Here is a 20,242-nt window from a genome sequence, read left to right as displayed (position 1 = left end):
CGGGGGGAGCCCTCTCTCATGTCGGGGGCGTCAGCCACCGGACGCGCGCAGGGTTCGACGCCGCGCGCGAGCCGCACTGACACAGATCGTCAACTGATCGACTCTCACGGGACTGGTGGCTGTGCGGGCCGTGCGTAGGGTTTTCCAGGAGGCGGCAGTGCGGCATCCGCGCACTCCGCCCCCTGCCGCGCCGCGTGTTCAGGCGCATCCACGAGAGAAGGAAACCCACCCATGCGCGCCCTTGTGGTCGATCACGGCGAGGCCGGACCCGTCCGCTTCGCCGATGTCGATGAGCCCGTGCCGTCCGGCGACGAGGCATTGGTCGAGATACGGCACATAGGCCTCAACTTCGGCGAGCTGAATTACGTACACCAGTGGCCGGCCGGCGCTGTGCACGGTCACGACGCGGCCGGTGTCGTGGTGCGCGCCGCGTCCGACGGCTCGGGGCCGCCCGAAGGTACGCGCGTCGCGCTGGGGATGTCCGCCCACGCGTGGGCGGAGCGGGTGGCCGTCAGCACCGCCTCGCTCGGCACCGTCCCCGAGGGCGTGGACCTGGCCGACGCCGCCGCGCTGGGGATCGCGGGAGTCACCGCGCTGCGGGTGCTGCGCAAGCGTTCCCTGCTGGCGCGCGACGTGCTGGTCACCGGCGCCAGCGGGGGCGTGGGGCACTTCGCCGTCCAGTTGGCGGCGCTGGCGGGCGCCCGGGTGACGGCGCTCGTGGGCTCGCCGGACCGGGCCGCCGGGCTCCGCGAACTCGGGGCCGACACGGTCCTGACCGACCTGGCCGGGGCCGAGTGCCGGTTCGACCTCGTCCTGGACACGGTCGGCGGGCCGCTGGTGGCCCAGGCGTGGAGTTTCCTCGCCGAGGGCGGCACCATCCACGTGGTCGGTTACTCCTCGGGGCAGGACACCACGTTCCCGTCAGGGGTCTTGTTCGGCTTCGGCGAACCTCGCACCATCGCCACCTACGGCGACATGACGCCGACCAGCGGGGAGCTGACGGACCTGATGGGCCTCATGGCCGCCGGGAGGCTCTCGGCACCGGTCGGACTGCGAGGCAACTGGCAGGACGTGCACGACGCCGTCCGGGCACTGTTCGAGCGGAAGGTGCACGGAAAGATCGTCCTTGACGTGGTCTGACGCCCGTCGTCGTCTGCCGCCCGTCGACGAGGATGGAACGATGGACGTATTCGCGGAGGCCTTGCGCGTATCGGGTGCGCGAGGGGCGCTCGGGGTCGTACTGAAGGCCGGAGGTGCCTGGGGCCTGTGGCTGGACTCCTATCCGGCGGCGGCACTGCACGTGGTGTCCCGCGGCGCGATGTGGCTCCACGTCCCGGGCCGGAAACCCCTGGAGGTGCGGGCGGGAGACGCCGTCCTGCTGCCGCCGGGCACCGCACACGGGATAGCCGACGGGTCCCGTACGGCGATGGGTCCCTGTGACCGGAAGGCGACGGACCAGGCCCTCACCGACGGCAGCGCCCTGCACCTGGGCTCGACGCCGGCGCAGACGGAAGTGCTCGTCCTGCGCTATGAGCAGGACCCGGAGGTGAGCACGCCGGTGCTCACCTCCCTCGTCCGGCCGATGCACGTCACGAGCCGGGAGAACGCCCAGCTCACAAAGACCGTCGAGCTTCTCACGGCGGAGCTCGCACAGCCGCAGATCGGCACCACCGCCGCCGTCAACAGCATCGTCGACCTTCTGCTCATCCAGTTCGTACGCGTCTGGCTGGCCCGCCACCCCGAGGAGCGGTCCGGCTCATGGCTGGGCGCGATGCGTGATCCGGTCGTGCGCGACGCCCTGGCATGTGTCCACGCCCGGCCGGAACACCCCTGGACCACCGAGTCCCTGGCGGCCGCGACGGCGGTCTCCCGGGCGACGCTGTCCAGGCACTTCCGGTCCGCGCTCGGACAGACGCCGGGCGCGTACGTGACGCAGTGGCGCATGGACCTGGCGTCCGTCCGGCTCCGCGACACCGACGAGCCGGTCGAGTCGATCTCCGGCGCGGTCGGCTACGCCTCGCCGCACGCGTTCAGCCGTGCCTTCCGACGTGCCCGGGGCATGCCCCCGGGCGAGTACCGCTCTCGGCTTCGCAAGTGATCGCGGGTCCGCCGGCCGGAAGCACCATTGACGGAGTGAGTACTCACTCCGTACGGTTGACGGTATGGCAGAGACCTCTCCCACGCCCTCCCGGCGCCGTGCCGCGCCCATGGAACCCGACCAGCGCCGCGCGATGATCGTCGCCGCGGCCCTTCCCCTTGTCATCGAGTACGGCGCCTCGGTGTCCACGGCGAAGATCGCGCGCGCCGCAGGCATCGGGGAGGGCACGGTCTTCCGGGCCTTCGCCGACAAGGACGCCCTGCTCGCGGCCTGCATGGCCGAGGCGGTACGTCCCGACGACACCCTCGCCCACCTGGAATCGATCGAACTGGACCAGCCACTGGCGGCCCGGCTCGCCGAAGCGGCCGAGGTGATGCGCGGCTACATGGCGCGCATGGGCGCCGTCGTCGGCGCCCTCGCGTCGGCCGGGCGACTGGAGCGCTCCGCACCTGCCGGTTCCGCCGGGGACGGCCGTTCCCCGGATCGCGAAGCGGGCCTCGCGGCGCCCCGCGCGGCCCTGGCCGCCCTGTTCGGCCCCGACCGGGACTCCCTGCGGCTGGCCCCGGAACGGCTCGCGGACGCCTTCCAGCTCATGCTCATGGCCGCCGGCCGGCCCGGCGCCCCGGACCCGCTGACCACCGGAGAACTGGTGGACCTCTTCCTCAACGGCGCGCTCACGGACCCGGGGAGGTCCGGTGACCACGATTGACGCGTACGACGCACTCGCGCCCCGGCGCCGGACGGCGATCACCTTCGCCCTGCTGGGCTGCGCCTTCCTGGCCATGCTGGACGCAACCGTGGTCGGCACCGCCCTGCCGCGCATCGTCGGGCAGATCGGCGGTGACGGTTCCTGGTACGTCTGGCTGGTCACCGCCTACCTGCTCACCTCCTCGGTCAGCGTCCCGGTCTACGGCCGCTTCTCCGACCTGTACGGCCGCCGCCGGTTACTGCTCGGCGGACTCACCGTCTTCCTGGCCGCCTCGCTCGCCTGCGGGCTGGCCGGGTCCATGACGGCGCTGATCGCCGCCCGCGCCGTGCAGGGGCTGGGCGCCGGAGCCCTGCTCACCCTCGGCATGGCCCTGATCCGCGACCTCCATCCGCCTTCCCGGGCGCAGGGCCTGATCCGGATGCAGACGGTCCTGGCGACGATGATGGTGCTCGGCATGGTGGGCGGACCGATCATCGGCGGCCTGCTGGCCGACCACGCCGGCTGGCGCTGGGCATTCTGGCTCAACCTCCCCATCGGCCTCGCCGCCTCGGCCGTCCTGGCCCGGTTCCTGCCCGACCACCGCCCCGCCACAGCGCCGTCCGGCCGCCTCGACGGGACGGGGATCGCGCTGCTCGCCGCCGGTCTCTCCCTGGCGCTGACCGGCCTCAGCCTCAAAGGCAACACCGCCGACGGACACCCTCCGTCCTGGACCGACCCTGCCGTCGCGGGCTGCCTGCTCGGCGGCCTGGCACTGCTCGCCCTGCTCGTTCCCGTCGAGCGGCGCGCGGCCGTACCCGTACTGCCCATGCGGCTGTTCCAACACCGCACCTACAGCGCCCTGCTGGCCGCCGGCTTCTTCTTCCAGGTCGCCGCGCTGCCGGTCGGGGTCTTCCTGCCGCTGTACTTCCAGTACGTCCGCGGTCACTCGGCCACCGTCTCCGGCCTCCTGCTCCTGCCCCTGCTCATCGGCATGACGCTGGGCAACCGGCTCACCGCCACCGCCGTCCTGCGCAGCGGACACGCGAAGCCCGCCCTCCTGGCCGGCGCCGGGCTGCTCACCCTCGGCACCGCCGCCTTCTTCACCCTGGACACCGCGACACCGCCGGCCTGGACATGCGTATGGCTGCTCATCACCGGACTGGGCACCGGACCGGCCATGGGCGGCATCACCATCGCGACCCAGAACTGCGTCCCGCACGCCGACATGGGCACCGCCACCGCAGGCTCCGCCCTCACCAAGCAGATCGGCGGCGCATTCGGACTGGCCTGCGGCCAGTCCCTGATGAGCCATCACGCCACCCCCGCGACCGCGATCGGATCCACCATCGCCTGGAGCGGCGCCGTCGCCGGCCTGCTCGCCCTCGCGGCCCTCCTCCTCATGCGCAACATCACCATCCCCGGACGGCCGGAATCCCACCGGACGGCACCTGCGCAGCACCCACGTGCTGCGCAGGCAGCACGCAAAACACCCCCCTGACCGCGTTTCCGCAGATCAGAGGGGTGTTACAAGCGGTAGCGGTGGGATTTGAACCCGCCAAGATGACGCTTCTCGCCTGCGGTTTTTCCCGAGAGCCGGACAAAGTGGGTCGTTTGGATTCCGCTGGATCCGGTTCAACCCGCCTCGGCTGGGGTGTGTGCTGCACGTGCAGCACACACGCCACGGCCCACGTCTGGAGGCTTCGCGAACTATGGGGCTGCGCCCCTTCGCCGAGACCGCGCCTGCCGTCGGCAGCGCGCTCGCGGTGCTGTGCTGCGTTTCTGGCGGCAGCCGCGTTGGTGGAGCCGTTGCTGCCGATAGGCGAGTACGGGCCGTATCCGTACCGGCTGCGGGACCAGCTTGAGGACGTGGTCCGGCGGTTCCGTACCGGGAGCCAGTGGCGGGAGGTTCCAGAGGAGTTCGGAGCCTGGTCCACGATCTACGGCCGGTTTCGTCAGTGGCGCGACGCCGGGGGGTTCCAGGCCCTGATAAGCGTCATACTCCTCCCGCAACAAGCGCAAAGCGTGGCGCGGTATCGCCACCCGCTACGACAAAACCCCCGAGAGCTACCTCGCAGCACTCCACCCCCGCGGCGCGATCAGCTGGCTCCGCAGCCTCACTCGAAGGCCCGGACTCCCCTGGAAAGGTATCCGGCGGCGGGCAGGCGGTGCGGCGACAGCTCGTGCGGGTGGGGGGCAGCGAACCGCTCCGTCAGCCGGGTGGACAGCAGGCTTATGACGATGCCCTCCTGGAGTCGGTGCCGCGCAGCAGGTCCGCGGCTCGTTCGGCCACGGCGTACACCGTGGCGACCGTATTCGCCGACGGAATGGACGGGAACACCGAGGCGTCGGCGACCCGGAGTCCGTCGATGCCGTGGACCCGCAGGTCGGGCCCGGTGACAGTGAGGGGATCGGCCCCCATCCGGCAGGTGCCCACCGGATGGCAGTACGAGGTGAGGGTGCGGCGCACGAACCCGCGCACGGCATCGTCGTCGTCCGCGTCCGGCCCGGGAACCACCTCCCGACCACGCCATGGCGCGAGCGCCGGGGCGTAGCCGATCTCCCGGACGAGCCGCACACCGGCGACGACCGCCGCCAGGTCACGCTCGTCGGTGTAGAAACCCGGATCGAGCACCGGCGCCGCACCGGGATCGTCGCTTGCCAGCCGCAGCGTGCCGCGGCTGTACGGGCGGATCGCGGAGACAGCGATGGTGTAGCCGTCCTCGGGGTTCTTGGCCGAGGCCGGATGGGAAGGCAGGTCGACGAAGACGACCTGGAGGTCCGGCTCTTCGACAGCGGGATCGCTGCGTATGAGACCGATGGCTTCGCCGTGGTTGTTGCGCCGTGGCGGCAGCGGGCGGGCCGCGCTCGACATGACGCTGACGATCGGATGGTCGTGGAGCCGGGCGCCGACGCCCGGCAGGTCCAGGACGGCCCGGACACCCACGTCGGCCAGATGGGCCTGCGGGCCGACCCCCGACAGGAGCAGCAGCTGCGCGGAGCCGATGGCACCGGCAGTCAGGACGACTTCACCCGCGCAGTCGACGGTCACCTCGTCGGTACCGGTGCGGTACTCCACGCCGACACAGCGCCCGCGGCTGATGCGCAGCCGCCGCACCAGGGCGTTGGTCACGACGCTCAGGTTGGGCCGCTCCAGGGCCGGCGCGAGATAGGCGTCGGCGGCGCTCTGCCGCCTGCCATCGACGATGTTGAGGTCCGTCAGTCCGAAGCCCTCCTCCAGGCCGCCGCTGATGTCGGCGGCCCTGGCATACCCCGTCTCCGCGGCCGCTTCCAGGCACGCTTCGATGACCGGATGCGGCGGGTCACCGGGTCCCACGGTCAGGGGGCCGTCGATCCCGCGCAGTGCCGGATCGCGGCCCACCGTGGTCTCACTGCGCCGGAAGTACGGCAGCAGATCGTCGAAGCCCCAGCCCTTGGCGCCCTGGCCGGGCCACCGGTCGTAGCCGCAGTGGTGGCCGCGGGCGAAGACCATGCCGTTGATCGCCGAGGATCCGCCGAGCCCGCGCCCTCGCGGCAGTCGTATGGATGTGCCGGTGGCCGACTGCTCGACGGTGAAGTCTCCCCAGTTCGCAGGGGTCTGGAGCAGGGTCGGCCATGCGGGAGGCGAGGTCTGCGCGGGCAGCACCTCTGAGCCACCCGCCTCGATCAGCAGGACATGAGTGTCCACGTCCTGCGACAGCCTCGCCGCCAGCACACAGCCGGCCGTCCCCGCGCCCACGATGACGAAGTCGAATCCCGCCACGCGGTCCTCCTTCGGAGCGTCGACACTCCTGCACGGCTTCGCCCAGCCGCCATCAAGTATCGAAGCATCACGGCCGCACGGCGGGAAGATTACGCGCCCTTTGATTCCGTCACCGTGATGGTCCGAAAACACCGCCGACCAGGCGCCGTATGTGGGGCTGGCGCGCTACGAAACAGGTGACCAAGTCCGCTTCTTCGGCCGAGACGACCTCATCCAGCAGCTGATGGTCATGGTGCGCGAGAGGCCCTTGCCGGTGCTGGCCGGCCCGTCTGGCAGCGGTGAGTCCTCGCTCCTGCGCGCCGGACCGATCCCGAACCTGCGCACTACTTCCACCGCCCGCTGCTCCATACGCCGTCGGACGACAGCGAGTCCGCTGGTGGGCCACGTCGACCGCATCGGTGGCCTTGGTGCGCGAGGTGCTGCGGTACCGCGCCCTACCACGGGCGGCTGGGCGACTTTGCGGTTCTCCTGCTACAGGCGCGAGTCGACCCAATCGCGCACGTCTCGGCGGATGAGCAGCATGGCGGCTACGGGCATGCTCAGGACGACCAGCACCAGCAGGCCCAAGGTGACGAACGCCAGCCTGGCGTAGGCGGGAAGTGTCGCCAGAATGAATGCCAGCAAGTAGACGGGGACGAAGACGCCTTGGATGCGGGCCATCATGATGACGTAGGGTCCGCCGCGCCACACCCGGTACCCGCACGCGGCCACCACGGCCATCCACAACCACATCGGCCAGGCCGTGGACAGGAGGTCGAGGACGTTGTTGTGGCCGATGGTGAACGAGTCGCCGGAAGCGCCCGTGCCGGTACCCGCGGGAGCACCGGAAGGGCCGCTGAGGGCAGCGTTGACGGCGGCGTTGACGGCATCGGCGAGGATGACGGCGAGGACGGGCAACGCCAGGGGGATCAGCCAGAACGCGGCGATCAGCGGGACGCTCAGCTTCACCGCCCACGGGCGCGGCGTCGTGGGTGTGAGCCGTGCCGGCACGTCGGCCCGCTGGTAGACCGTCCGCAGTGCGCGTGGCAGCGCTCTCTGCGTGCGACGCGCGAGTCCGATCAGCGGGAACCTGCCGTCCAGCATCTCCCAGTGCGGCGTCCAGTCACCGTCGAACCAGATCGCGGCACGGACGTAGCGTCCCCGCAGGAGGCGGTGACGCATTCGGGCCGGCGGATAGTCCGGCAGCCCGTTGGGGAAGCGGTCCCCCAGCGACTCCCGGAACCGACCGTATTGGTCCCGGTCGCGGCTGACGACGAGGACCAGGCGGGTGGGGGCGTCGCGTCCCACCACCTGATCGACCTCCCAGGCCAGGCTCCGCCCCGCCCCGGCGACCAGCAGGACGAGCGCGGCGCGGTCGAGCGCGGCGAGCACCTCGGTGCGCCAGGTCTCGTCCGAGGCGTAACTGCGCTCGGCGCCGAGCCGCGGCAGCCGGTCGGACGGGCGCCCGAGCGCGACCATCCGTCCGAACGGCGCGACTGCGCGGCCGACTTGGTCCTCTTCGGTGCGCAGGTGGGCGGGCGTGGGAAGTAGTGACGTGAACAGCAGGCGGAACCACCGCAGTGCGGCCACCCGAGAAAACCCGGGGTCGTCGGAGAACGCTCGGAGGAACAACACGACCCGCTCGTCCGCGGGGAGGCCCTGGAGGCTGGTCAGGACGGGCGTCAGATGCTGTCGTCCCCGCAGTACCGCCCACACCCCGGCTACCACCAGGATCACACCGGCCGCCAGCAGGCCCCAGCTTCCCCAGGCCGTTGCGCTCCCGTAGCGGATTCCCAGGCACCCACTGCCCAGGGTCAGCGCGACCCAGCCCAGGGCGCTCAACCGGCGCCCCTGTAGCGGAGTTTGCTCGATCACGGCCGCCTTACGAGGCGGACGGCTCGATCGGGACAGCGTCGCACCCTCGGTGCGGCGTAATTCCGGCATCTCGCTCCATACGGATCGGTCGGTGCGCGCTGTCCTTACCACGGTAGTGCTGAGAAGATTCGCCCGTGGGGGCTTCAGGGGAATCAACCGTGCAGCGGATATGGGACCGCCAAAGCGTCTGGTCGCAGGCGGCCGACCAGGCCAAGCGCGCGATCAAGCGGGCCAGGACGGTCGCCCTCGTGCTGGGCGTGACGGGGGCATGTGCCGGCACCGCTGCCGCGCAGGTCATGGCGTGGAGCGACGAGGCAGGGAAGGCCCTGGCGTTCCTCGCGGCCGTCACAGTGGGGCTCGTGCCGCTGGCCACCAAGAGGGCGGGCCCCCAACAGGTCCGCGACTGGACCAGGCTGCGCTCCCTCAGCGAGGAGCTCAAGAGCGAGATCTATACCTACCTCGCCCACGTCGCCCCCTACCGGGACGCGAACCCCCAGGTACTCCTGGACCGCACCGAGCGGGTCATCACGGATACCTCCGACCTGGTCCCCCGCACCCTCCCCTTCGCCCCGCGCCCGCGCGCGCTGCCCGCCGTCACCGATGTCGGGTCCTACCTGGAGCTGCGGATCGCCAGCCAGATTGAGGAGTACTACCGGCCCCGGGCCGCGCAAATGAGCCGACGGTCCGCCCAGGTTCGACGGGCGGAACTGGTATTGGCCGCCACCGCCGCGGTACTGGGCGGGGTATCCGGCGCCTACGGGTCGGACTGGGCCACCGCGTGGGTCGCGACGGTCACCACCGTGGTCGCCGCGGTCACCGCGCACGCCGCGGCCTCCCGATACGCCTACCAGGAGGTCGAATTCTCCCGTACCGCCATGGAACTGGAAAGCCTGACGGCCCGCCGCACCGAGGAAGCCGACGCCGCCACCGACGATGCCTTCGTCGAGCAGTGCGAACGGGTCATCTCCGCACAGAACGAGGGGTGGATGGCGAAGTGGCTCAGCGAATAGGCCCTTGCGGAGGCCACTGCCCGGAATGCCGTCAGTGGCACGGTTGCAGCTCTCCCCGGCGTGGTGCTGGGCGGGGGTGAGCCGGGTTCCGGCCCGCGCCGACGTCTCGCCCGTACAGCGGCAACCGGTCGAGCTGCCGCTCGGCCTGGGCGGTACTTCTGACATTCAACGGAGCTGGTCACCGGTCGGCGTCCGGTCAGTGCGCTGCGCCGAGTTCGATGAACAGGACCCCGACGATGATCAGGCCGATGCCTGTCCCCATGACTTTGGTGCGCAGTGACAGGGTGGCGGCGGTTTTGGACAGGATCGAACCGATCAGGAGCAGCCAGGTCATGCCTTCGCCCCTTCCCCGAGGGCTTGGCGGGCGTGGGCGGCCTGGGAGCCGAGTTCCACGCACAGCACACCGGCGATGACCGGGGCGATCCCCACACCCATCAACGCCGTCAGGGCATCGCCGAAGATGAGGGTGGCCATGACGGCGGTCACCGCCCTGGTGGACACCGACACGGACCTGATCACCGCCCGACCCGGCCTGCTGATCGTGGCGGACAAGGGCTACGTCTCAGCCGAACCGGACCGCTTCCCGGCCGCCCGCGGAGTGCGGCTGCTGCGGCCCTCCTACCGCAATGTCACCCCACGACCGGGAGAAGTCCTACTCAAGGCCGTCCGGCAACTGATCGAGTCGGTCAACGACACCCTCAAGGGCCGGCTCGGCCTGGAGCAGCACGGCGGCCGCACCGTCGAAGGCGTCGGTGTCCGCATCGCCCAGCGCATCCTCGCCCTGACCACAGCCATCTGGCACCACCGCACCACCACAGCCCCGTCACCAGGTCACTGATCGCCTACGACCACTGACCGGAAATCGGAAGCACTCATCCAGGGCCTGTGTGAGGTTGTGATCAGCCGGGTGCCTTCAGGAGATCGTTGATCCAGATCATCGAGGCGCGGAGGTGGAGGCCTGCGAGATAGCTCTCGGGTGTCTTGTCACAGCGAGTCGCGATGCCTCGCCAGGCCTTCAGCGGCTGCACACCCTCTCCGGCCGGGTGGCCGTGCTCAGCTACGTGCCCGGCGCGCCGCTCACCCGGCGGGCCGGCCAGAGCGCACGCCGTCCGCACCGGGTCCGAAACCGTGGGCATGGGCCCAGGCGACGGCCTCCGCGCGGGTGCGGACCTGGAGCTTGGCGAACAGGTGGTTGATGTGGGTCTTGACGGTGGCCTCCCCCACCAGCAGGCGCCGGCCGATCGCGCCGTTGGACAACCCTTGGGCGAGCAGCCGCAGTACGTCGGACTCGCGCGGGGTCAGCAGGTCCTGCGACGGTTTGGCCCGCCGCCGTTCGGTCGTATGGTCGGTGCCGCGCATGGCGGCGGCCAGCAGCCGCTCCTGGGCGATCGGGTCCAAGGTGGTGTGCCGGGCGAGCGCGGCCTCGATCGCGCGGACGATCTCGGTCTTGCCGGCGTCCTTGGTCAGGTAGGCGCGGGCGCCGGCCTGCAGGGCGTCGAGAATCAGCTGATCGTCCGCCATGGTCGTCAGCACCACGACGGCCACGTCCGGGTGCGCCGTCACGATCCGGCGGGTGGCTTCCACGCCGCCCATCCCCGGCATGCTCAGGTCCATCAGCACCGCGTCCGGGTGCGTTTCGGCGACCTGGGCGACGGCCTCCTCGCCGTTCGCGCCCCCGGCGACGACGTCGATGCCGTCCATCATGTCCAGCAGGGTCATCAGGCCTTCGCGGACCACCTGCTGATCGTCGACGACCACGACCCGGGTACTCATGCGGGCACCTCCGCCTGCACGCGCCACCCCTGCGGGGTGGGGCCGGCCGTCAGGTCGCCGCCGACCAGCAGCAACCGCTCGCGCATGCCGGCCAGACCGTAGCCGCCGTCCATCCCCGCTACTCGGGGCCGTGGGCCGGCCTCGCCGCCACCGGAGCCGGCGGGCCCGGACAGCACGGTCAGCCTCACCTGGTCCTCTTCGTAGTCCAAAGTGGCGGTCAGCTCCTGTCCGCGGGCGTGCTTGGCGGCGTTCGCCAGGGACTCCTGGGCGACTCTCAGCAACGCTAGCCCGACGTCCGGTTCGAGAGCGCGCGGGGGGCCGACCGGTGTGAAGGTCGCGGGCGCGCCGGAGGCGGTGCGGTGGTCGTGGACCAGCGCGGTGAGGGCCTCCGGCAGGGGTGGGGTGTCCGCACGCAGGACCGCGATCGCGCGGCGGGTCTCGGTCAGTCCGTCGACGGCGATCCGGCGGGCGTTGCGGACCCGCTCCACCGCCTCTTCGGTGCGCGGCGGATCCGCGGTGAGCAGCGAGTCGGTCACGTCCAACTGCACCGCCAGGGCACCCAGCGACTGCGCCAGGACGTCGTGGATCTCCCGGGCGACCCGGGTCCGCTCGGCCAGCGCCGCGGCCCGCTGCTCCTCCTCGTGCACACGCCGGGTCTGCAGCAGCAGTTCCTCCGCCTGCGCGTGCTGAGTCCCGATGCTGCGCCGGGTCGCGCCGGCGAGCTGGCAAGCCAGCAGGGCGGCGATCCAGGCGGCGACGCGCGCCCATGCCTGCCCGGGGAAGCCGGCCACGATCCCGCCGATCGCCAGCGCCAGGACGCCGGCCGCCAGCACGGCCGCGCTGACCAGCGTGGACAGGATCGCTCCGGACGACACCGCCGCCATGCCGACGATTGCCGTGGCCAGCATGGCCTCGGGTTCGAGGGTGACCAGGAGGTTCCCGCTGATCATTGCGACGCCCAGGATCGGCGCTGCCAACGCCTCGGGCACCGGAGATCCCGCACGGAAGCCGGCCGCGCACCACAGAGCCCAGGCGCCGCTCATCAGCACCACCAGCGCCCAGGTGGTGGCGGACCAGACAAGCCCGTCCGAGAACGGCAGGCCGACCAGCACCAGAGCCAACCCGAGCACCCGGGGCAGCCCATGCTGCCAGAGGTCGGCACGCGGCAGGAGCGGTCGCGGTGGCACGGGGTGCCCCGACGACGGCTTGCCTTCGGTGGTGATGACCATGGTTTCAGCTTGGCACGCACCTGTGCCCCGCAGCCGGGCCGGGGCCCGCCGGCAGGTGGAGGTGGGTGGAGAAGGGTGGAGGTATCCGCGCTCCACCCTCCTCGGCTCCTCGGCCGACGCCCGGGCCGCGGCACAGGTCCGACGCTGTGTGGACAGCAACCCCCTTCACCTACCGGCGGAAACCATGTCCACCTTGCAGAGCGCTCTCCTCATCAACGTCGTCGTGCTGCTCACGACCCTGCACGCCGACCTCGGCACCAAGGCGGTGAGCCGCGGACGCCTGCTCCGCCCGCTGATCGTCGCGGTGATCATCGTCCCCGTGTTCGTCCACACCTTCTTCGACAACGGGATCGGCCTGGCCATCGAGATCTGCGGCCTCGCGGCCGGCGTGCTGTTCGGGCTGGTCGCCGTCAGCCAGGTCCAGGTTTTCCGGGAGCCGGACGGCCAGGTCGTCGCCCGGGCCGGCCGCAGCTACGCGGCGCTTTGGATCGGCCTGATCGTCGCCCGCTCGGTGTTCTCCATCGGCGCCACCTACTGGTACGAGCCCGAGCTGGGCCGCTTCTTCTTCCGGCACGGCGCCCCGCCTCAGGACATCGCCTCGATCGTCACCAACGGGCTGGTGTTCATGGCGATCGCCGCGCTGCTCACCCGCTCGGCAGCGCTGAAGGTGCGCGCCTCCGGGCAGCCCTGAGCCCCGGCCTGCCCCGTGGGCAGCGGCTGCTTCGTACTCGAACTCGAATCCGTTTACCCAACAGCCCTTGTACAGCCAGACATTGGGGTTCGCCCTGGTCGTGGGAGCCGCCGCAGCCGGCAGACCCCGGCCCGATGGACCGGACAGAAGAAAGGTGCAACACGCATGGGTGCCAGCGACGCCGTCGACCACATCGGCACGGGAGGATACGACCCGGCTCAGCCGCCGGTCCCCGCGCCGGGCAGGAGCGAAGGGGGTGCCTCGGGTGAACGGCTGGTGTTGTTCACCGACGCGGTGACCGCGATCTCGATCACTTTGCTGATCCTGCCGCTGATCGATCTCGTTCCGGAGGCCGTGTCCGCCCACCACCAGGCCAGCGAGGTGTTCACCGGTCACCTCGACCAGATCTGGAGCTTCCTGCTCAGCTTCGCGGTCATCGCAAACATCTGGCGGGAGCACCACCGGACCTTCTCGTCGGTCGCGCGGGTCACCCGCTCTTTGACGGTGTGGAACATGGGATGGCTGCTGTCCGTCGTCGTGCTTCCCCTGCCGACGGAGATGATCGGCGCCTTCGGCCGCAACCGGTTCGCGGCGGCGTTCTATTACACGGTTCTCTTGGCGAGCATGGTGTGCCGGCTGGCGATGCTGAGAATCCTGAAAACCACCCCGGGACTGGTCGAGGGGGACGGTGAAGAGGACCGGCGGAGGATCAACGATTTGTATACCGAGAGCTATCTCAACGTCCTCCTTCTGGTCCTGGCTCTTGTCCTTGCCCTCGCCGTACCCGTGCTGCAGTACTACAGCCTGCTGCTGCTCGTCCTGCCCAGGCGGGCGTTCCTTCGGGGCCGGCGCGCCCGCTGACCCGCAGTCAAGGGGGACGATCGCGTTCGGGCCGGTTCCGGTGCCGATCACGTCGACGCGCGTGCGGAGGCTCCCCGGAAGGTCGGGAACACCGACGCCCGGCGCCGCCGATACCGGGCCTTGTCGAAAGCGGGTGGACGGCCGCCTGCCCGGCCACGGTTGCGGCGGTGGGTTCGCTGGTCGTCCGGCTCGGCGATGGTCGCCTTGATGCCCGGCGGCGCAGGCAGGCGCGGTTGTCGCGGCTGGAGTATGCCGAAGTCTCGTCGTCGAAGTTTTCGCCCTGCCAGGCGCCCTCACGGGAGCCGCCCTCGCACCAGATGACCCTGAACGTCTCCCGGCCGCCCGCGCTCTGTCGCGTCCGTATTGATGCCATACGCACCACCTACGAGGTGCCCGTGTTGCACATGTGTTGCACGGGACGGCAACACAAAACCGCCCCCGACCCGTTTTCACGGGTCGGGGGCGGTTCTTTGCGAGCGGTAGCGGTGGGATTTGAACCCACGGAGGAGTTGCCCCCTCACGCGCTTTCGAGGCGCGCTCCTTCGGCCGCTCGGACACGCTACCGAGAGGAACTCTAGCCCACGAGGTGCCGTACGCCGAAATCGGTGTCCGGGGGAGGGGTGCCGGAGGGTCAGCGGGAGCGGAAGAAGGTGGTCAGGAGGTCGGCGCAGGGGGCGGCGAGGACGTCGGTGATCACCTCGGGGCGGTGGTTGAGGCGGCGGTCGCGTACGACGTCCCAGAGGGAGCCGACGGCGCCCGCCTTCTCGTCTGCGGCCCCGTAGACGACGCGGTCGAGGCGGGACAGCACGATGGCGCCCGCGCACATCGTGCACGGCTCCAGGGTGACGACGAGCGTGCAGCCGGTCAGCCGCCACTCTCCCGCCCGTCTCCCACCACCCCAGGCGGAACCGCTACGCGATGCCTCCTCTGCCCGTCGCCCGCCACCGGCGAAAGCCGCGGGCGGCGGCCCCTCCCGCAAGGTGCGGGCCGCCTCGCGGATGGCGAGGACCTCCGCGTGTGCGGTGGGGTCGCCGGTCGCCTCGCGCTCGTTGCGGCCGGTGCCGATCACCGTGCCGTCCGGGGACAGCACGACGGCGCCCACCGGGACGTCTCCGGTCCCGGGGGCGCGGGCAGCCTCGTCCAGCGCCCGTCGCATCGCCGCGGTCCAGGGATCGCGCAGCGGGTCGGGCGCCGGTGTGTGGAGGGGGTCGGGCAAGGGGGCGGTCATGCCTCCCAGTGTCCGTGACGGGGGTTACCTCACGGCCTCCAGGACGTCCGTGCAGCCGAGGGCGTCGGCGATCTCGGACAGCGCGTCGGTGTCGAGCGCGAGCAGGTCCTTGGCGCCGATGCCCAGGTCGGCCAGCAGGGCCGGGTCGCCGAGCGGGCCGGACGGCGGCGCGGGCGCGCCGGTGTCCGTGGCCGTCTCCACGCCCTCGCCCTGGCTGTCCGCCGGGTCGGGCTCGCCGTCCTCCGTACCGTCGAGGTCGAGGCTGTCGAGGTCGTCCGTGCCGTCCTCGTCACGGCCGAGCAGTTCGTCGGTGAGCATCGCACCGTACGAGCTGCGGGCCGCGGCGGCGGCGTTCGAGATGAAGATCCGCGGATCGTCCTCGCCGTCCACGCGGACGACTCCGAACCACGTGCCCTCCTGCTCGATGTATGCCACCACCGTGTCGTCGTCGACCGCGGCCTCACGGGCCAGGTCGGCCAGATCGGTCAGGGTCTCCACATTGTCGAGCTCCGTGTCGCTCGCTTCCCACCCGTCTTCGGTGCGCGCGAGCAGTGCGGCGAAGTACACCGTGACTCTCCCACTGGTCATAGGCGTGCCGGGTCGGACGGGGCGGCGCCGGGGCGCCGCAGGTCCCCGCCCATCGGAATCGTGGCAGAAACAACGCGATTGCGCGGGGTCTTCGGCGTTGCGTCGTGCGGCCGTTACGAGAGATGTGGCTCACGTCCGTCGGGACGAGAGGTTCTGATGGGGCTGGAGTGGCGTTCGGCTACCAGCGGAACGTGCGCATTCTCATGGCCTGGCGCATCCGTGCCGCCCGGGCGCGGCGCGGCTGCACACGGTCGCGCAGCTCCTTGGCCTCGCTGAGGTCACGCAGGAACTGGGCGCGTCGGCGTCGGCGCGCCGCGTCGTTCTCACCTCCGGTGGCGCCTTCGTCGGGGAGGGGGGAGGAGGAAGGCGGGGGCGGGCTTGTGGAGGGGGCCGGGGGTGGTTTCGCGGCCGGGGCCGTGGGTGTGGCCGGGGCTGTGGGCGCGGGCGGTGTCCGGTCCGGTCGTTTGCCCGCCGCCTGCTCTCCCGGCCGTACGGGCCTGCTTCCGGCGCCCCTGCTGGTCCGGCGCCGGCTCGCGTTCCCGCTGCCGGTTCCGCCGCGTCCGGCGCCGCGGCCGGTTCCGGTTCCGTTTCCGCTCCCATTCCCGTCGGGCACGCCGTACACCGCCTTGGGACGAGGTCCATGCCCGGCGCCGGTACGACAGACCGGGCGTTTGTGCCCACTTTCCCCCGGACAGGTGGTTCGATGCCAGCGCGGCGGAATCCGCTGCCGGCCCGCCCGGTGCCGACGGGCGGGCGCCGGTGCTCCTGACCTCGGCTACTGTCGATGTCATGCGGATCCACGTCGTCGACCACCCGCTGGTGGCGCACAAACTCACTACCCTGCGCGACAAGCGCACCGATTCCCCGACCTTCCGGCGTCTCGCCGACGAGCTGGTCACCCTGCTCGCGTACGAGGCCACCCGCGATGTGCGGACCGAGCAGGTCGACATCGAGACCCCGGTGACGGCGACCACCGGAGTGCGGCTGTCCCACCCCCGGCCGCTGGTCGTGCCGATCCTGCGCGCCGGTCTGGGGATGCTGGACGGCATGGTCCGGCTGCTGCCCACGGCCGAGGTCGGCTTCATGGGCATGGTCCGCAACGAGGAGACGTACGAGGCCCACACGTACGCCACCCGGATGCCGGACGACCTCTCGGGCCGCCAGGTGTACGTGGTCGACCCGATGCTGGCCACCGGCGGCACGCTGGTCGCGGCGATCCAGGAGCTGATCAACCGGGGCGCGGACGACGTCACCGCGATCTGCCTGCTGGCGGCGCCCGAGGGCGTCGAGGTGATGGAGCGCGAGCTGGCGGGCGCGCCGGTGACGGTCGTCACGGCGGCCGTGGACGAGTGCCTGGACCCCGACCGCTACATCGTCCCCGGCCTGGGCGACGCGGGCGACCGGATGTACGGCACGGCGGGCTGAGGCGAGAGGCCGGAGGTCCGGGAGGCGGGACTTCCCCCCGGGAAGCCGGGGGCCGGGCCTGTCCCGGCTGTGGTCAGGCCGTACGCCGTCCCGGCTCCGGCCGGGTCACTTCCGGCAGCGCGGGTCCTTCTTCGGCGGTGCCGTCAGCGCGGTGAGCGACTTCTGGGCCGCGGCCGGTTCCGCCAGGGCCTTGAACGCGTCGCCGATGATCAGATCGACGTCGCCCGTCTTGCGGGTGTCGTCGGTCTTCGGCTCGGCGCCTTCGAGCTGTGTGCCCAGTACCTTCTGGGCACCCTCGGCCGTCGTACGCGCTCCCAGGAGTACGCCCGTGCCCTTGACCTTCTTGTCGTAGGCGGGCGGCGCGTTGCCCACCTTGCCGACCTTGAAGCCGCGCTTCTTCAGCTCGTCGGCGGTCGTCTTGGCGAGTCCGCCGCGCGCCGTGGCGTTGAAGACGTTCACGGCGACGTCGGCGGGCTTGGGCAGCGGCTTGCCCGTACCGGTGGACAGGGCGCCGGCCTGCTTGGCGCCGTCCTGGTCGGGGCACTTCTTCTTGTCCTGCGCGGCCTGGGCCGTACCGCCCTTGCCGCCGAAGACGTCGATGAGCTGCAGCGTGCCCCAGCCGGCCAGGGCGAGGGCGCAGACGGCGGCGGTGATCACCAGGGCGATCCGCCGGCGGTGCCGGGGGCGGCGCATCCGCGGATATCTGTCGCCCGTGATGCGGTACTTCTTACCGCCCATGCCGGGGGGCGTCAGCATACTCATGTTCGCAGCGTAGTGCGGGGCGGGTCCCGTGCCTACTAAATGATCAACGCGTGGCGCGAGACCCCACCCGAAAGGGCCAATACGATCCGCCGACCGGGTGACTGACGCCGCGTCAGGCGGGGTGGCGGTGCCGTCAGCCCAGTTCCAGGACGCGGGCGTGGAGCACCTGCCGTTGCTGAAGGGCCGCGCGCACGGCGCGGTGCAGCCCGTCTTCCAGGTAGAGGTCGCCCTGCCACTTCACGACGTGCGCGAAGAGGTCGCCGTAGAAGGTGGAGTCCTCGGCGAGCAGCGTCTCCAGGTCGAGCTGCTGCTTGGTCGTCACCAACTGGTCAAGGCGTACCGGGCGAGGGGCAACATCCGCCCACTGGCGGGTGCTTTCCCGGCCGTGGTCCGGGTACGGCCGCCCATTTCCGATGCGCTTGAAGATCACACGGAAAGCCTACCGGGCCAGCGGCTCCGGGCGCAGCCATGCAGTCGGAGTGCGAAGACGACAAAGGGTGGCAATTCCGGAGCGTGCTGCGCGGAAGACGGCTTCGGGGGCGGGTGGGGAGGGTGGTGCGCGTCCCCGGCGGCCACGGTGGGGAGAGGATCGCCACGGCCAGGGAAAGGCGCCCGCGGCCGGAAAAATGTGGCGCGACGCGCTCCCGAGGACGGCCGGAAATGAGTGTCCGAAGGGTTTCGGCGGTCGGGACGGATACGTGGGCGAGGCGGCAAAGAGGGCCGAATTCCGCAAAGTCCGTGAAGCGTGTGGCGAGGGCGAATTCGACACGATCGAGGTACGGCCCGTCGCGCCGGACGGCTTCGGGGCGGGGCGGGTGGTAGTCGAGGGAAACGGGGAGCCGGGGAGGTGCGCACGCGAGGCGCGCATCCTCCCTCTCAGCGATCGGTCCTCGTGAGCAGTGCCGGGCGGTCCGACGTCGGCCGGCTGGGTACCGCCGTCGCCGTGCGCTTCGCGGCTTCCGGAGGCGGCGCGGACGTCCGGCGGTGCGCGCCCGTGGGCGGCCGGGCGTTCTTGGGCGGGACGTTGGGACGGGTGCTCGGGGAAGGGATGCCGGGCCGGGCCGAGGGGCCGGGCGGGGTGCCGGAGGGGTCGGGGGCGGGGGAGTGCTGAGAGGGGGTGGGAGTGGCCGGAGCGGGCGTCGGGGTGGGCGTGGGGCGGGGCGGTACGGGGCTGGGCGTGGCGGCGGGTACGGGGCGCGGCGTGGTGGGGTCGCCGGGGGCGAGGGCCAGGTAGCCCACCGCGGCTGCGGTCGCCGTGGCCGCCGCTGCCAGGGGCAGGACGAGGCGGCGCAGCCGCCGTCCGAGGAACGGGCGGCGGCGCGGGCGGGGACCGGGCGGTGCGGCGGGCCGCAGGTCGCGCAGGTCGATCTGCCCGGCGCGGGCCGCGAAGGCGGCCTGGAGCCGTGCCTCGACCGGACGCGTATCGACCGGACGCGTATGGGGGGCGTCGCCCGGGGCCGTTCCGTCGCACCCGCCATGTCCGTCGCGCCCGTCCCCACGCCGGTCCCAGGGGCCGGGCCCGCCCTCGGGGCCGTGGTTCGTCATGACCGCGCCTCCAGCATCTTTTCCAGGGAGTCCAGCGCGCGGCTGGCGATCGACTTCACCGAGCCGCGGCTGATGCCGAGCGTGGCCGCGATCTGCGCCTCGCTGAGCTCGCCCCAGTAACGCAGGACGAGGACCTCGCGGCGGCGGGCGGTCAGGCGGCCGAGGGCGGCCAGGACCTCGCGGTGCTCTTCGTCCAGGACGACGCGTTCCTCGGCGGAGGGCGCATCCGCTTCGTACGGGGGTGTGTAGTCGCGCGCGGTGCGGCGGCGCCGCAGTACCGAGCGGGCCGCGTTGACGACGGCGGTGCGCAGGTACGCGAGGGCGTTGTCGACCTCGTCGAGCCGTTCGCCGTGGCGCTTGTAGAGGGCCGCGAACGCGTCCTGGACGACGTCCTCGGCCGTGGCCCGGTCGTCCACCAGCAGCACCGCCAGCCGCACCATGGACAGCCGGTGGGAGTGGTAGAGGTCGGTGATGGTGAGGCCGGAGCCGGGGGTGTGGGAGGTGCGGTCCCCGTGGTGCGTGGGGGCGGCCCGGGAAGCGGGCGGCGGGCCGTAGGCGGCCCCCGGCGGCGTGGCGCGGCGGGCACCCGCTTCGGCGGCGGTGTCGGCAGCGGGGCGGGCGCCGCGCCGGAGCAGGCGCCGGCCCAGGGCGCGCCAAGGCCCCGGCGCGGCGGGGCGTACCGGGGCGAGGGGCGCGGCGGCGGTGAACTCCATCGGTTCCTAGGCCGTCG

Annotated in this window: 21 protein-coding genes, 1 tRNA gene and 2 pseudogenes; 11 read left to right on the top strand and 13 right to left on the bottom strand. The window is 71.7% G+C overall.

What is annotated here, in order from left to right:
• Window positions 1-231 precede the first annotated feature (231 nt).
• From ACFV57_RS11340 to ACFV57_RS11320, 5 genes and pseudogenes are all read left to right on the top strand, one after another.
• A complete protein-coding gene (locus ACFV57_RS11340) occupies window positions 232-1,140 on the top strand; it encodes a zinc-binding dehydrogenase (RefSeq protein ID WP_385228769.1) in 909 nt (302 codons plus the stop codon).
• A 40-nt stretch (window positions 1,141-1,180) separates the two neighbouring features.
• Window positions 1,181-2,098 carry a cupin domain-containing protein gene (locus tag ACFV57_RS11335; RefSeq protein ID WP_385228766.1) on the top strand — a complete coding sequence of 306 codons (918 nt, stop codon included), beginning with the start codon at window positions 1,181-1,183 and terminating at the stop codon, window positions 2,096-2,098.
• 64 nt (window positions 2,099-2,162) lie between these two features.
• Entirely contained in the window at window positions 2,163-2,807 is a 645-nt protein-coding gene (locus ACFV57_RS11330) for a TetR/AcrR family transcriptional regulator (RefSeq protein WP_385228763.1), read from the top strand.
• Window positions 2,794-4,284: an MFS transporter gene (locus tag ACFV57_RS11325; protein WP_385228760.1), complete on the top strand. Its 1,491-nt coding sequence runs from the start codon at window positions 2,794-2,796 to the stop codon at window positions 4,282-4,284. The genes ACFV57_RS11330 and ACFV57_RS11325 overlap by 14 nt, the downstream gene beginning before the upstream one ends.
• Window positions 4,285-4,565: 281 nt before the next feature.
• Window positions 4,566-4,787: pseudogene (locus tag ACFV57_RS11320) on the top strand (transposase); the annotation flags it as partial.
• Between the two features lie 229 nt (window positions 4,788-5,016).
• On the opposite strand, the gene ACFV57_RS11315 reads toward ACFV57_RS11320, so the two are convergent.
• Window positions 5,017-6,546: a GMC family oxidoreductase gene (locus ACFV57_RS11315; protein ID WP_385228757.1), complete on the bottom strand. Its 1,530-nt coding sequence runs from the start codon at window positions 6,544-6,546 to the stop codon at window positions 5,017-5,019.
• Between the two features lie 151 nt (window positions 6,547-6,697).
• On the opposite strand from ACFV57_RS11315, the pseudogene ACFV57_RS11310 reads away from it, so the two are divergent.
• A pseudogene (locus ACFV57_RS11310) lies at window positions 6,698-6,922 on the top strand (hypothetical protein); the annotation flags it as partial.
• Between the two features lie 95 nt (window positions 6,923-7,017).
• Here ACFV57_RS11310 and ACFV57_RS11305 read toward each other — a convergent pair.
• Window positions 7,018-8,400 carry a hypothetical protein gene (locus ACFV57_RS11305; RefSeq protein WP_385228754.1) on the bottom strand — a complete coding sequence of 461 codons (1,383 nt, stop codon included), beginning with the start codon at window positions 8,398-8,400 and terminating at the stop codon, window positions 7,018-7,020.
• Between the two features lie 158 nt (window positions 8,401-8,558).
• On the opposite strand from ACFV57_RS11305, the gene ACFV57_RS11300 reads away from it, so the two are divergent.
• Complete coding sequence (locus tag ACFV57_RS11300) at window positions 8,559-9,410, top strand: DUF4231 domain-containing protein (RefSeq protein WP_385228751.1); 852 nt, start codon at window positions 8,559-8,561, stop codon at window positions 9,408-9,410.
• 196 nt (window positions 9,411-9,606) lie between these two features.
• On the opposite strand, the gene ACFV57_RS11295 is transcribed toward ACFV57_RS11300, so the two are convergent.
• Window positions 9,607-9,744, bottom strand: a complete 138-nt coding sequence (locus ACFV57_RS11295) for a hypothetical protein (protein WP_385228748.1) — start codon at window positions 9,742-9,744, stop codon at window positions 9,607-9,609.
• Window positions 9,741-9,884, bottom strand: a complete 144-nt coding sequence (locus tag ACFV57_RS11290) for a hypothetical protein (RefSeq protein ID WP_385228745.1) — start codon at window positions 9,882-9,884, stop codon at window positions 9,741-9,743. Before ACFV57_RS11290 ends, ACFV57_RS11295 begins: the two co-directional genes overlap by 4 nt.
• Here ACFV57_RS11290 and ACFV57_RS11285 point away from each other — a divergent pair.
• Window positions 9,883-10,248: a hypothetical protein gene (locus ACFV57_RS11285; RefSeq protein ID WP_385228742.1), complete on the top strand. Its 366-nt coding sequence runs from the start codon at window positions 9,883-9,885 to the stop codon at window positions 10,246-10,248. The two genes, ACFV57_RS11290 and ACFV57_RS11285, sit on opposite strands and share 2 nt — an antisense overlap.
• 239 nt (window positions 10,249-10,487) lie before the next feature.
• On the opposite strand, the gene ACFV57_RS11280 is transcribed toward ACFV57_RS11285, so the two are convergent.
• Complete coding sequence (locus ACFV57_RS11280; RefSeq protein WP_385228739.1) at window positions 10,488-11,183, bottom strand: response regulator; 696 nt, start codon at window positions 11,181-11,183, stop codon at window positions 10,488-10,490.
• Window positions 11,180-12,412 (bottom strand): sensor histidine kinase, encoded by a 1,233-nt coding sequence (locus ACFV57_RS11275; protein ID WP_385228736.1) that lies wholly within the window; start codon window positions 12,410-12,412, stop codon window positions 11,180-11,182. Before ACFV57_RS11275 ends, ACFV57_RS11280 begins: the two co-directional genes overlap by 4 nt.
• 184 nt (window positions 12,413-12,596) lie before the next feature.
• On the opposite strand from ACFV57_RS11275, the gene ACFV57_RS11270 reads away from it, so the two are divergent.
• Window positions 12,597-13,103 carry a hypothetical protein gene (locus tag ACFV57_RS11270; protein WP_385228733.1) on the top strand — a complete coding sequence of 169 codons (507 nt, stop codon included), beginning with the start codon at window positions 12,597-12,599 and terminating at the stop codon, window positions 13,101-13,103.
• Between the two features lie 165 nt (window positions 13,104-13,268).
• On the top strand, window positions 13,269-13,964 hold the full coding sequence (locus ACFV57_RS11265) for a TMEM175 family protein (RefSeq protein WP_385228730.1): 696 nt from the start codon (window positions 13,269-13,271) through the stop codon (window positions 13,962-13,964).
• A 477-nt stretch (window positions 13,965-14,441) separates the two neighbouring features.
• On the opposite strand, the gene ACFV57_RS11260 is transcribed toward ACFV57_RS11265, so the two are convergent.
• The 3 genes from ACFV57_RS11260 to ACFV57_RS11250 all read right to left on the bottom strand — a co-directional run bounded on the left by ACFV57_RS11260 (window position 14,442) and on the right by ACFV57_RS11250 (window position 15,759).
• Window positions 14,442-14,528: transfer RNA gene (locus ACFV57_RS11260), tRNA-Ser, on the bottom strand.
• 67 nt (window positions 14,529-14,595) lie between these two features.
• The gene (locus tag ACFV57_RS11255) at window positions 14,596-15,192 is read right to left on the bottom strand and encodes a nucleoside deaminase (protein ID WP_385228727.1); all 597 of its coding nucleotides are present in this window, start codon (window positions 15,190-15,192) and stop codon (window positions 14,596-14,598) included.
• Between the two features lie 24 nt (window positions 15,193-15,216).
• The gene (locus ACFV57_RS11250; RefSeq protein WP_385229053.1) at window positions 15,217-15,759 is read right to left on the bottom strand and encodes a hypothetical protein; all 543 of its coding nucleotides are present in this window, start codon (window positions 15,757-15,759) and stop codon (window positions 15,217-15,219) included.
• Between the two features lie 810 nt (window positions 15,760-16,569).
• On the opposite strand from ACFV57_RS11250, the gene upp reads away from it, so the two are divergent.
• Window positions 16,570-17,205: a uracil phosphoribosyltransferase gene (gene upp / locus ACFV57_RS11245; protein WP_385228724.1), complete on the top strand. Its 636-nt coding sequence runs from the start codon at window positions 16,570-16,572 to the stop codon at window positions 17,203-17,205.
• Between the two features lie 105 nt (window positions 17,206-17,310).
• Here the strand turns inward: upp and ACFV57_RS11240 are convergent, their stop codons facing one another.
• From ACFV57_RS11240 to ACFV57_RS11225, 4 genes are all read right to left on the bottom strand, one after another.
• Window positions 17,311-17,967: a LytR C-terminal domain-containing protein gene (locus tag ACFV57_RS11240; RefSeq protein ID WP_385228721.1), complete on the bottom strand. Its 657-nt coding sequence runs from the start codon at window positions 17,965-17,967 to the stop codon at window positions 17,311-17,313.
• Window positions 17,968-18,100: 133 nt separating this feature from the next.
• Entirely contained in the window at window positions 18,101-18,397 is a 297-nt protein-coding gene (locus ACFV57_RS11235; protein WP_003986294.1) for a type II toxin-antitoxin system VapB family antitoxin, read from the bottom strand.
• Between the two features lie 446 nt (window positions 18,398-18,843).
• Window positions 18,844-19,512: a hypothetical protein gene (locus tag ACFV57_RS11230; RefSeq protein WP_385228717.1), complete on the bottom strand. Its 669-nt coding sequence runs from the start codon at window positions 19,510-19,512 to the stop codon at window positions 18,844-18,846.
• Window positions 19,509-20,225 (bottom strand): RNA polymerase sigma factor, encoded by a 717-nt coding sequence (locus ACFV57_RS11225; RefSeq protein WP_385228714.1) that lies wholly within the window; start codon window positions 20,223-20,225, stop codon window positions 19,509-19,511. The genes ACFV57_RS11230 and ACFV57_RS11225 overlap by 4 nt, the downstream gene beginning before the upstream one ends.
• Window positions 20,226-20,242 lie beyond the last annotated feature (17 nt).

The organism is Streptomyces sp. NPDC059788, from assembly GCF_042732265.1.
GTDB lineage: Bacteria > Actinomycetota > Actinomycetes > Streptomycetales > Streptomycetaceae > Streptomyces.
Note: the sequence above shows the minus strand (reverse complement) of the source record. Positions and strands in the feature narration are given on the sequence as shown.